Origin of the sequence: Microbacterium sp. WCS2018Hpa-9 (assembly GCF_031843745.1) — a bacterium.
In the GTDB taxonomy this organism is placed as follows: domain Bacteria; phylum Actinomycetota; class Actinomycetes; order Actinomycetales; family Microbacteriaceae; genus Microbacterium.
The window spans coordinates 112,666-124,488 of the sequence record NZ_JAVTIY010000006.1 but is presented as its reverse complement, the minus strand read 5'-3'; the positions used below and the strand labels follow the sequence as shown (position 1 = coordinate 124,488).

At 67.8% G+C, this 11,823-nt stretch carries 11 protein-coding genes and 1 tRNA gene; 7 read left to right on the top strand and 5 right to left on the bottom strand.

Annotated features, from left to right (window positions below):
• Positions 1–278 precede the first annotated feature (278 nt).
• Positions 279–2,246: an acetate--CoA ligase gene (gene acs / locus RQG82_RS13565; protein ID WP_311259585.1), complete on the top strand. Its 1,968-nt coding sequence runs from the start codon at positions 279–281 to the stop codon at positions 2,244–2,246.
• A gap of 56 nt (positions 2,247–2,302) precedes the next feature.
• On the opposite strand, the gene RQG82_RS13560 is transcribed toward acs, so the two are convergent.
• Entirely contained in the window at positions 2,303–2,761 is a 459-nt protein-coding gene (locus RQG82_RS13560) for a RidA family protein (protein ID WP_311259584.1), read from the bottom strand.
• Positions 2,758–2,982 carry a hypothetical protein gene (locus RQG82_RS13555; protein ID WP_311259583.1) on the bottom strand — a complete coding sequence of 75 codons (225 nt, stop codon included), beginning with the start codon at positions 2,980–2,982 and terminating at the stop codon, positions 2,758–2,760. The genes RQG82_RS13560 and RQG82_RS13555 overlap by 4 nt, the downstream gene beginning before the upstream one ends.
• 78 nt (positions 2,983–3,060) lie before the next feature.
• On the opposite strand from RQG82_RS13555, the gene RQG82_RS13550 reads away from it, so the two are divergent.
• The 6 genes from RQG82_RS13550 to RQG82_RS13525 all read left to right on the top strand — a co-directional run bounded on the left by RQG82_RS13550 (position 3,061) and on the right by RQG82_RS13525 (position 8,905).
• A complete protein-coding gene (locus RQG82_RS13550; protein ID WP_311259582.1) occupies positions 3,061–5,649 on the top strand; it encodes a transglycosylase domain-containing protein in 2,589 nt (862 codons plus the stop codon).
• Complete coding sequence (locus tag RQG82_RS13545; protein ID WP_311259581.1) at positions 5,646–6,581, top strand: metallophosphoesterase; 936 nt, start codon at positions 5,646–5,648, stop codon at positions 6,579–6,581. Before RQG82_RS13550 ends, RQG82_RS13545 begins: the two co-directional genes overlap by 4 nt.
• Positions 6,582–6,634: 53 nt before the next feature.
• Positions 6,635–6,711, top strand: a tRNA-Pro gene (locus tag RQG82_RS13540).
• A 66-nt stretch (positions 6,712–6,777) separates the two neighbouring features.
• Positions 6,778–7,254: a VanZ family protein gene (locus RQG82_RS13535; RefSeq protein ID WP_311259580.1), complete on the top strand. Its 477-nt coding sequence runs from the start codon at positions 6,778–6,780 to the stop codon at positions 7,252–7,254.
• Complete coding sequence (locus RQG82_RS13530; RefSeq protein WP_311259579.1) at positions 7,251–8,006, top strand: HAD-IIB family hydrolase; 756 nt, start codon at positions 7,251–7,253, stop codon at positions 8,004–8,006. The genes RQG82_RS13535 and RQG82_RS13530 overlap by 4 nt, the downstream gene beginning before the upstream one ends.
• 53 nt (positions 8,007–8,059) lie before the next feature.
• Complete coding sequence (locus RQG82_RS13525; RefSeq protein WP_311259578.1) at positions 8,060–8,905, top strand: DUF1295 domain-containing protein; 846 nt, start codon at positions 8,060–8,062, stop codon at positions 8,903–8,905.
• Positions 8,906–8,917: 12 nt separating this feature from the next.
• On the opposite strand, the gene RQG82_RS13520 is transcribed toward RQG82_RS13525, so the two are convergent.
• From RQG82_RS13520 to RQG82_RS13510, 3 genes are all read right to left on the bottom strand, one after another.
• Positions 8,918–10,177 carry an alpha-hydroxy acid oxidase gene (locus RQG82_RS13520; protein ID WP_311259577.1) on the bottom strand — a complete coding sequence of 420 codons (1,260 nt, stop codon included), beginning with the start codon at positions 10,175–10,177 and terminating at the stop codon, positions 8,918–8,920.
• A gap of 11 nt (positions 10,178–10,188) precedes the next feature.
• Positions 10,189–10,911: an FCD domain-containing protein gene (locus RQG82_RS13515; protein WP_311259576.1), complete on the bottom strand. Its 723-nt coding sequence runs from the start codon at positions 10,909–10,911 to the stop codon at positions 10,189–10,191.
• A gap of 257 nt (positions 10,912–11,168) precedes the next feature.
• Positions 11,169–11,822, bottom strand: a complete 654-nt coding sequence (locus RQG82_RS13510) for a thymidine kinase (protein ID WP_311259575.1) — start codon at positions 11,820–11,822, stop codon at positions 11,169–11,171.
• Between the last annotated feature and the right edge of the window lies 1 nt (position 11,823).

Here is an 11,823-nt window from a genome sequence, read left to right as displayed (position 1 = left end):
GTGGGAGCGCTCCCGAAAAAGAGAGGGCGGCACCTCACGGGGGGAATGAGATGCCGCCCACGGCGTCCCTCATGGGGGAATCGGGCACGCCAAGGCCAGAATGAAAATTCGGCTGTCGTCGAGTGTACGCAAGGCGACCGTCCTGACAAAACCCACCCGACTACCTACTTTCGGCAGTATGCGATGTCTGTGCCCGAGGCTAGATTCGCCCTGACCTGATCGCGTCGAGACGCGTTCATGCCCGCACGACCTGCCACGCCGCAAAGGAGCGCCTGCCGATGAGCAGCCAGATCGATCATCTTCTCGATGAGACCCGCCAGTTCCCGCCCTCCGAGGAGTTCGTCGCGCAGTCGGTCTCCTCCCCCGCGCTGTACGAGAGTGCGGCGGCCGACCGCGAGGCCTTCTGGGCAACGCAGTCCTCCGAGCTGCTCGAATGGCACAAGCCGTTCACCCGCGTGCTCGACTGGTCGACTCCTCCGTTCGCGAAGTGGTTCGACGACGGCGAGCTGAATGTGGCGTACAACTGCCTCGACCGCCATGTCGAAGCCGGAAACGGCGATCGCGTCGCCCTGCACTGGGAAGGCGAACCGGGCGACTCTCGCACCATCACCTACGCCGAGCTCACCGAAGAGGTCAAGCGCGTCGCCAACGTGCTCGAGGGCCTCGGCGTCGGTCACGGAGACCGCGTCGCGATCTACCTGCCGATGATCCCCGAGGCGGTCGCGTCGATGCTCGCCGTCGCTCGGGTCGGAGCCATCCACTCGGTCGTGTTCGGCGGTTTCAGCGCCGACAGTCTGCGCTCCCGCATCGACGATGCGGGCGCCAAGCTCGTCATCACCGCCGACGGCGGGTACCGCAAGGGCCGCGTCTCAGCGCTCAAGCCGGCTGTCGACCAGGCCCTCGCGGACCGCGGTGACGGCGAGCAGCAGACGGTCGAGCACGTGCTCGTCGTCAAGCGCGGCGAGAACGAGGTCGACTGGCAGGATGGCCGCGATCTCTGGTGGCATGAGGTGGTTCCGGCCGCGTCGCCCGAGCACACGGCCGAGGCCTTCCCTGCCGAGAACCCGCTGTTCATCCTCTACACCTCGGGAACGACGGGAAAGCCCAAGGGCATCCTGCACACCTCGGGCGGATATCTCACCCAGGCCGCGTACTCGCACAAGTACGTGTTCGACCTGCACCCCGAGACCGACGTCTACTGGTGCACGGCCGACATCGGCTGGATCACCGGGCACAGCTACGTCACGTACGGGCCGCTCGCGAACGGCGCGACCCAGGTGATCTACGAGGGCACCCCCGACGCCCCGCACCCCGGCCGCTGGTGGGAGATCATCGAGAAGTACAAGGTCTCGATCTTCTACACGGCGCCGACCGCCATCCGCTCGTTCATGAAGATCGGCCGCAGCGTCCCGGCGAAGTTCGACCTGTCGTCGCTGCGCCTGCTCGGCTCGGTCGGCGAACCCATCAACCCCGAGGCCTGGATCTGGTACCGCGACGTGATCGGTGCGGGCAAGACCCCCATCGTCGACACCTGGTGGCAGACCGAGACGGGCGCGATCATGGTGTCGGCGCTTCCTGGCGTCACCGCCACCAAGCCCGGCTCCGCACAGGTGCCGCTGCCCGGCATCTCGATCGACGTCGTCGATGAGACCGGCGCCGAGGTGGGCCACGGCAACGGCGGCCTCCTGGTCGTCACCGAGCCGTGGCCGAGCATGCTGCGTGGCATCTGGGGCGACCCCGAGCGCTACAAGGAGACGTACTGGGAGAAGTTCGAGAAGCAGGGGTACTACTTCGCGGGCGACGGCGCTCGCCTCGACGACGACGGCGACCTGTGGCTGCTCGGACGCGTGGACGACGTGATGAACGTCTCGGGTCACCGTCTCTCGACCGCCGAGATCGAGTCGTCGCTCGTCGCTCATGAGGCGACGGCGGAGGCCGCTGTGGTCGGCGCCGCAGATGAGACCACGGGCCAGGCGGTCGTCGCCTTCGTGATCATCAAGGAGAGCTACCTCTCGGCCCACGACCCCGCGGGCCTCGCTCAGCAGCTGCGCCTCTGGGTCGGCGAGCAGATCGGAGCGATCGCACGCCCCCGCGACGTGTACATCGTCGGCGAGCTGCCGAAGACCCGCTCGGGCAAGATCATGCGGCGTCTGCTGCGCGACGTCGCGGAGGGTCGCGAGGTCGGCGACACCACGACGCTCGCAGACACCGCGGTGATGAGCATCATCTCTGCCCAGGTCAAATAGGGCGGATGCAGAAACGCCCCCTCCCGATCCGGGAGGGGGCGTTCTTCATGTGAGGGTCAGGCGAGGATGAAGGTGACCTCGACCTCGACCGGGCTGTCGAGCGGCAGCACCGGCACGCCGACGGCCGCGCGCACATGGCGACCGGCGTCGCCGAAGATCTCGCCGAGCACGAGGCTCGCACCGTTGATGACGCCGGGCTGGCCGGTGAAGTCGGGGGTGGATGCCACGAAGCCGCCGAGCCGCAGCACTCCGGCGATCCTGTCGACACCGCCGGCGGCATCCGAGGCCGCGGCGAGGGCGTTCAACGCGCAGGTGCGGGCGTAGCTGTTCGCGTCCTCCGCGCTGATCTCGGCGCCGACCTTGCCCGTCGCGGGCAGCTCACCCGCGGTGAACGGCAGCTGACCGGAGGTGTAGACGAGTCCCTCATGGACGACGGCCGGAACGTAGGCGGCGACGGGCGCTGCCACCGCCGGAAGCTCGATGCCGAGCTCGGTCAGACGCTGGGAGACGCTCACGCCGCGCCGCCTTCGAACTGACGCGATGCCTCGGCGGCGGCCGCGAGACCGGTGTTGCCTGCGGCATCCGTCGACACCGGACGCTTGAAGTAGGCCACGAGCCCGCCCTCGGGGCCCTGGATGACCTGCACGAGCTCCCAGCCCTGCTTGCCCCAGTTGTTGAGGATCGCAGCGGTGTTGTGGATCAGCAGCGGGGTGGTGAGGTACTCCCAGGTGGTCATGGCTCTCCTGTCTGGCGGCATCCGCGGTGGCGGCTGCGTCAAAGGCGGTATTCAGGGAACTCCCCTACGATCTAGCGTATGCCTCAAAAGAATCGCACGGTGAAAGGTGCGCTCGGCGGAGTCCTCGGACTCGTCGGGCTGAGCGCCGTCGCCGGTCTCCTCGTCGCGGCCAGCGTCACCCCTGTGCTGGCGATGACCGGTATCGCCGGGTCGCAGGCCCTCACCATCTTCGAAGACCTCCCGGAGAACCTCCAGGTCGGTACGCCGATGCAGCAGTCGACGATCTACGCGACCGGCCTCGACGGCAACCCCGTCCCGCTGGCGTCGTTCTACGAGCAGAAGCGCATCCCGGTCACCTACGACCAGGTCGCGCCGGTGATGTACGACGCGATCCTGTCGAGCGAAGACAAGAACTTCTACACGCACGGCGGAATCAACCTCGGCGCGACGATCAAGGCCGCAGTCGGAAACGTCGCGGGCACGACCGACCGGGGCGCCTCCACGATCACACAGCAGTACGTGAAGAACGTCCAGGTGCAGGAATGCGAGCAGGACGTCGACCCCGCAGCCGAGGACTACTCCACGCAGGTCGAGCAGTGCTTCCTCGATGCGGCAGTCGCTAAGGGCGGCGAGGGCGTCGAGCGCAAGCTGCAGGAGATGCGCTACGCGCTGAAGATCGAGAAGGAGTACTCGAAGAACGACATCCTTCTCGGCTACCTCAACATCGCGAACTTCGGCGGCACCATCTACGGCATCGAGGCCGCAGCGAACCGCTACTTCTCGACCAGTGCAGCGAACCTCAGCCTCGCCCAGGCCGCCACGATCGCCGGCATGGTCCAGGAGCCCAACAGGTTCCGCATCGACCGCCCGGGCGGGATCTGGACCGACGACGCCGGAGTGGCGCACAACGGAGATGCCGACGGCTACAAGGACACGAAGGACCGCCGGGACTACGTCCTGGAACGAATGCTGCTCGATGCCAAGATCACGCAGGCCGCGTATGACGAGGCCGTGGCCACGCCGATCACTCCGGCTCTGAGCGAGCCGCAGCAGGGTTGCGGGGCCGCAGGCGACAACGCGTACTTCTGCCAGTACGTCAAGGCCGTCATCGAGAACGACGAGGCCTTCGGCGCCACCGCGGAGGAGCGCCGAGCGAACCTGCGTCGCGGCGGCATGGAGATCTACACCTCGCTCGACCTGCGGGTGCAGCAGACCGCGATCGAGGCCGTGCGGTCTCAGGTTCCGCAGGCGATGCCCGGGATCGCAGTCGGCGGCGCGGGGGTCTCGATCGAGGCATCCACCGGGCGCATCCTCGCCATGGCTCAGAACACGGTCTTCAATGAGACGACCGAGGCGAACCTTGCGAACGGCGAGACCTCGCAGGTCTTCGCTGCCGACAAGGCGCACGGCGGCTCGACCTACGGGTTCGAGACCGGATCGACCTACAAGCTGTTCACGCTTCTGAGCTGGCTGGAGTCGGGCCACTCGGTCAATCAGGTCCTCGACGGCCGTCTCAAGACCTTCAGCCCCTTCACGAAGTGCGGGGACCGGGTGACGAACAGCGCCAAGATCAACAACTTCGGCAACTCCGGCGGTTCGGTGGGCAGCGTGCGGCAGTTCACCGCACAGTCGCTGAACACCGGTTTCCTCGCGATGGCGCAGCAGCTCGACCTCTGCGACATCAACGAGGTCGCCAAGAGACTCGGCGTCCACTACGGCAACGGCGATGACATCACTGTCGGCGGAACCACCTCCAACACCGCCCCGAACGATCCGTTCCCCACGGTCCTCGGTTCGAAGAGCGTGGCCCCGCTGCAGATGGCCGGCGCCTATGCGACAGTCGCGAACGGCGGCGTCTACTGCGAGCCGCGCGTGATCGACCGGGTCGTCGGTGAGAACGGGGCGGAGATCACGCCTCCTGCGCAGAACTGCTCCCCGCAGCTCACCCCCGAGGTGGCTGCCACCGCCGCGTTCGCGCTGCGCGGCGTCATGGAGGGCAACGGCACGGGAACGCGGGCGAACCCGTTCGACGGCACCCAGCTCATCGGCAAGACCGGTACCGCCGAGAAGGAGCACACGATGCTCGTCGAGTCGAGCACCAGGGTCACCACTGCGGTGTGGGTGGGCAACATCGACGGCCGCGTGCCGCTGAATGACTTCCGCAACGGAGAGGGAACCCGGCTGGGCGACATCCGCTACGGTCTCGCCCGAGCCATCCAGGGAGCCGCGAACGCCGCGTACCCCGCTGGCGAGTTCCCCCGGCCCGACGACAAGCTGGTCCGACAGGTGCTCACGGACGTCCCGGATGTCGTGGGCAAGACGGTCGGAGAAGCAAGCTCCATCATCGAGGCCGCGGGCTTCACTGCCGCTGTCGGCCCGGCCGTCGACGGCCCCGCAGGTGACGTGATCATGGCTCAGGATCCGTCCGGACAGGCCCCGAGCGGTGCGACCATCACGATCTCCCCGAGCAACGGGCAGGGAGCGACCGTGCCGGACATCACCGGCCAGTCGAAATCCGAAGCGCAGAGCGCGCTGTTCGGTGCAGGGTTCTCATCGATCGACTTCGACGGATCGTGCAACGGGCAGAATGCCTCTGTGACATCGACCGACCCGGCAGCGAACACGGCGACCACCAAGAGCACCTCCATCAAGGTCAGCTGCAAGTGACGTCGCACCATGCGGCACACCCGGCCCTCATCGCGCTCGGCGCGGTGGGGGCCGCTGGTGCTGCGGCCGCCGTCTGGGGCATCGGCATCGAGCGCTACCTGTTCACGGTGCGCGAGGCGACGGCATCCGCTCTCGCCCCCGGCTCAGCGCCGCTGCGCGTGCTGCACATCTCGGATGCGCACATGGCTCCGTGGCAGCATCGCAAACAGGACTGGCTCGCCTCGCTCGCGCAGCTGAAGCCCGATCTCATCATCAACACGGGCGACAACCTGGGGCACCGAGACGGCCTCGCGGGCATCCGACGGGCCTTCGAGCCTCTCGCAGGCATCCCCGGCGTCTTCGTGCACGGCTCGAACGACGTGATCGGCCCCTCGCCGCGCAACCCGATCCGGTACTTCGCCGGGCCGTCGGAGCGACCGCGAGAGCTGAACTTCCTCGACACCGATGCGATGGACGCCTATTTCACCGACGAGCTCGGATGGACGAGTCTGAACAACGCGGCTGAGCGGCTCACGGTCGCCGGCAACCAGCTCGACCTCTTCGGCGTGAGCGACGCGCACTGCGACTGGGATCGCCTCGAAGATCTGCCGGCGGCGATCGACTCCCTCGGACCGCGGAGCCCCGACACGACCGTGCTCGGGGTCACCCACGCGCCGTATCAGCGAGTGCTGAACGGCTTCGTCGACCTCGGCGCCGACGCGGTCTTCGGTGGTCACACGCACGGCGGCCAGGTGTGCCTGCCGGGCTTCGGCGCTCTCGTCGCGAACTGCGACATCCCTCTGAAGCAGGCGAAGGGCCTCAGCACCTGGACGCAGGGAGACCGCACGGTCCCGCTCAACGTCAGCGCCGGCTGCGGGCACTCGATCTACGCACCGGTGCGCTTCGCATGCCGCCCGGAGGCGACGCTGCTCACGCTGACGGCGCGCGGTTGACGCCTCGATTCGGTGCTGAGAGCATTTCGCTGTAGACTCGGAGGGTTGCAAAACGGGGTGTGGCGCAGCTTGGTAGCGCGCTTCGTTCGGGACGAAGAGGTCGCAGGTTCAAATCCTGTCACCCCGACCAGTAACACGGGAAGGCCGTCCTCACGGGCGGCCTTCTCTGTATCCGCCCCGAGGTGAAAGGCACCGTGTGAGTCGTCTGCTCCCTCCCCCGCGCCGGCTCACCCGCGGCATCGCGCTCGCTCTCGGCATCCCCTTCTTCCTGGGTCTGGCCATGCTCACGCTCACGCCCGAGCGCGTCGAGAATGCGATGCCGAACCTGCTCGATCTCGTGCTGTCGGCCGCGCACCGTCTGGGATGGGAATCTCTCGACTTCACCCGCCTGGAGATCATCGCCAACGTGCTGGTGTTCGTGCCCATCGGCATCCTCGCGTTCGTCCTCGTGCCGCGCCGCTTCTGGCCGGTGGCGATCGTGCTCGGACCGGCGTTGTCGCTCGCGATCGAAGCCTTCCAGCGACTCGTGCTGCCCCATCGTGCGGCCACCCTCACCGACGTGGTGGCGAACTCCGGCGGAGCCCTGATCGGAGTCGCCCTCGCGATCGCAGGCACCCTGCTCTTCGCACCGCGTTTCTCTCAGCATCGCCCGTCTACCCTGGAGGCATCATGACCTCGCCTGCACTCGTCGCCTTCGATCTCGACGACACCCTCGCCCCGTCGAAAGAGCCCATCGACGCCCGCATGGCCGCATTGCTGCTCGCGCTGCTTCAGAAGGTCGATGTCGCGATCATCTCGGGTGGCAACGAGACGCAGTTCCGCGCACAGGTGATCGCTCGACTCGGAGCCATCGATGACGAGTCCGCCGCACGACTGCATCTGCTGCCGACCTGCGGCACTCGGTACCTGCGGCACGACGGCTCGGACTTCTCGCCGCTCTACGCCCACGACCTCACCGCCGAGCAGAAGTCGGCCGCCCTCACCGCGCTGCGCGAAGAGGCGGAGCGCCTGGGACTCTGGGAGGCGCAGCCCTGGGGCGCGATCCTCGAGGACCGCGGATCTCAGGTCACGTTCTCCGCCCTGGGGCAGAAGGCCCCTCGCGACGCGAAGCACGACTGGGACCCGTCGGGCGCGAAACGAGAGGCTCTGCGAGACGCCGTGGCCGCGCGACTCCCCGACCTCGAGGTGCGATCGGGCGGCTCGACCTCGATCGACATCACCTTGGCGGGCATCGACAAGGCGTTCGGCATGAAGCAGCTCGCCGAGCACACGAGCATCCCGCTCGCCTCGATGCTCTTCTACGGCGACCGGCTCGATGAAGGCGGCAACGACTACCCCGTGCTGGCGATCGGCGTGCCCTCCGTGGCCGTGGACGGCTGGGAAGACACCGCCGACAAGCTCGACGAGCTTCTGCCGACTCTCTGACGCCCGGCCGCCGCCTCCATCGCACTGACGCGGCGGAGTTCTAGCATGTCGGTATGGAACCGCTGCTGATCGTCGTCTGGACCGCGGCCATCGCGAGCGCGGCCTGCTGGCTGCTCTCGCTCGTGACCCGCGACACCTCCTGGGTGGACCGCGCGTGGTCGATCGTGCCCGTCGTCTACCTGTGGATCTTCGCAGGCTCGGCCATCGCGAGCGGCGAGGACGCCGGCCGACTGGTGCTGATGGCGTCCCTCGTGACCGCGTGGGGCGTGCGACTGACCTTCAACTTCGCCCGCAAGGGCGGGTACACCGGCATGGAGGACTACCGGTGGGCCATCCTGCGGCACCGGATGAAGCCCTGGCAGTTCCAGATCTTCAACCTGCTGTTCATCATCGGCTACCAGATGACGCTGCTCGTGCTGATCACTCTTCCCGCCGAGATCGCGCTGCAGAACCCCGCACCCCTGAACGCATGGGACCTCGTCTTCGGCGCCCTCTTCCTCGTGCTGCTGGTGGGCGAGACGGTCGCCGACCGCGAGCAGTGGGAGTTCCACCGGCGAAAGAAGCAGGCCGGTGGCACGCTGGCTCCGGGCTTCGCCACCGAGGGGCTCTTCCGGTACAGCCGTCACCCCAACTTCTTCTTCGAGCAGAGCCAGTGGTGGGTCGTCTACGCGATCGGGGCGAGCGCCGCAGTGGCGTCGGGCGCCGGCATCGTCGGAGGGGCACTGAACTGGACGATCATCGGCCCGTTCCTGCTCAGCATCCTGTTCATCGGGTCGACGATCTTCACCGAGTCCATCACCGCCGGCAAGTATCCCGAGTACGCGGAGTACCGCCGGACGACGTCGATGCTGATCCCCTGGCCGCCGCGGGCTCGGCGTGTCGCCGAGCCCGCGGCCTGACCGAAGGCTGCGTCAGCGCACCACCGCGTCGGAGACGGTGCGCGTCACCGGCACGAGGCGGGTCAGCTGCGTGACGTGCGACGGCTCGAGCTCTTCGAGTGAGGAGACGCCCAGCAGTCGCATGGTGCGCTCGATCTCGGTGCGCAGGATCTCGATCGTGCGATCGACACCCGCGCGCCCACCCGCCATGAGGCCGTAGAGATAGGCGCGGCCGATGAGGGTGAAGTCGGCGCCGAGCGCCACAGCCGCCACGATGTCGGCGCCGTTCATGATGCCGGTGTCGATCATGACGGTGAAGTCGTCGCCCACCGCCCTGCGAACCTCGGGAAGGAGGTGGAACGGGATCGGCGCGCGGTCGAGCTGACGCCCTCCGTGGTTGGAGAGCACGATGCCGTCGACACCGGCATCTCGCAGCCGCATCGAGTCCTCGACGTTCTGCACGCCCTTGATCACGATCTTGCCGGGCCAGATGTCGCGGATCACTGCGAGGTCGTCGTAGCTGATCGTCGGGTCCATGGCAGCATCGAGCAGCTCGCCGACGGTGCCGCCGGTGGTGCTCAGCGAGGCGAACTCGAGCTTGGGCGTCGTGAGGAAGTCGTACCACCACCACGGGCGAGGGATCGCGTTGATGATTGTGCCGAGGGTCAGCTGCGGCGGGATGCTGAAGCCGTTGCGCTTGTCACGAAGGCGCGCACCGGCGACCGGGGTGTCGACCGTGAACTGCAGGGTGTCGAAGCCCGCTGCCGCCGCACGACGGGTGAGCTCATAGGAGATCTCACGATCGCGCATGACGTAGAGCTGGAACCAGTTGCGGCCGTGCGGGTTGGCCGCCTTCACGCCCTCGATCGATGTCGTGCCGAGAGTCGAGAGCGTGAACGGGATGCCCGCCGCGGCGGCGGCACCGGCCCCGGCGACCTCGCCCTCGGTCTGCATGAGGCGCGTGAACCCGGTCGGGGCGATGCCGAACGGCAGCGCCGACGGGCCGCCGAGGATGTCGACGGAGGTATCGACCGAAGGGGCCGGACGAAGGATGCCGGGGTGGAACTCCACATCCTGGAACGCCTGCCGAGCACGCGTGAGCGACAGTTCACCCTCGGCCGCACCGTCGGTGTAGTCGAACGCCGCCTTGGGCGTGCGACGCTTGGCGATCGTGCGCAGGTCGTCGATCGTGAGCGCCGAATCGAGACGGCGCTTCTTGCCGTTGAACTCGGGCTTCTTGAACTTCATCAGGTCGAGAAGCTCTGCGGGGTTGGGAACCTGGCGCTGGACCATGTCGTGTCCTCTCAGTCGGTGGGTCGGGTGCTGCGGGTCAACCCCGCAGCGGTGTAGTAGCCGGTGATGTGGGCTCGCACGAGGGCCCGGGCGGTCGTCGCGTCGCCGGCCGCGATGGCGTCGACGATGGCTCTGTGCTCGGCGCGGAGCACATCGGCCATGTCGCCCCAGTCGTCGATCGCGGCGGCCCCCTGCTGCACGTACGACTCGATCGCCGTGCGCAGCCCCGCCATGATCGCAGCGACGACGGTGTTGCCACTGGACTCCGCGAGCGCGAGATGCAGCTGCGCATCGAGGGCGAGGAACTCGTCGGGCGTGAGCGCGTCTGCGTCCATCGCCTCGAGCACCCGGTGCGCGGCTGCGAGATCGGGGGAATCCTGGCCGGCCAGTGCAGCGGCCACGGCGTCTTCGAGCAGCAGACGTGTCTGCACGACATCTGCGAGCGGAAAGCCCTGCGCCGCGACCTGGAGACGCAGCAGCGTCGACATGCCGCCGGTCGGCGTGGCGATCACGATCGCACCCGACTGAGGGCCTGAGCCGGTCGACGTGCGGATCAGGCCCATCACCTCGAGCACGCGCAGGGCCTCACGGACACTGGAGCGGCCGACGCCGAGATCGGCGGCGAGGTCGCGCTCGGAGGCGAGGCGGTCGCCGGGGCCGATTCGGCCGTCGAGGAGGTCTCGCTCGACGTGCTCGAGGACGAGGCGCCAGGCGCGGGCGGGCTGTTCCGGCATCCGCTCTCCTCGTTGTTCGCGTTCGGCTGCGTCTTCGGCGCGCCGCGTGTGGTCTGACCACAGTAGCGCGTATGGTCAGACCACGCAATCGCTGTTCACCGGTCAGCAGGAACGCGGCGATCGAGGCCGAATCGGGCCGCGGCAGGGCGCTCCACTGCTGTTCACGCTGAACTGTGAACGGCAGCCCGCCTTCGGGGCGCGCAGAACACACGCAGAACACCCACCGAGCTCGCTGCGCCGAGTGCGCCAGCAGGCTCTCAGCCCAGGCGTCCGCCGGACTCTTCGAGGTAGCACGCACCGCACAGCGACTCGTAGGTGGTGATCTCGGGCGCCACCGACCCGTCGGCGCCCTCGTCGATCGCGACCTGATCGCCGTCGAAGACGAAGCGCCCACCGACCACCCGGCCGTTGAAGACGGCCTTGCGCCCGCAGCGGCAGATGGTCTTCAGCTCTTCGAGAGAGTGCGCGATGGCGAGAAGCCGTGCGGAACCGGGGAACGCGTGTGTCAGGAAGTCGTTGCGGATCCCGTAGGCGATCACCGGGATGCCGTCTTCGATCGCGATACGGAAGAGGTCGTCGACCTGCTCGGACGTGAGGAACTGCGCCTCGTCGATCAGGAGGCACGCGACGTCGAGCGCTCCGCTTGAGAGATGCTCCCCCGCCGCCGCGCTGCGCACGGACTCTCGGTACTCAGCGAACAGCGCCCGAGCGTCGGCGTCGTGGTCGATGAGGAAGTCGACCTCTCGGGTGACACCGAGACGGCTCGCTATCTCGGACGCACCCTTGGTGTCGATCGCGGGCTTCGCGAGCAGCACATGCTGACCGCGTTCCTCGTAGTTGTACGCGGCCTGCAGCAGGGAGGTGGACTTGCCCGAGTTCATCGCCCCGTAGCGGAAGTAGAGCTTCGCCACC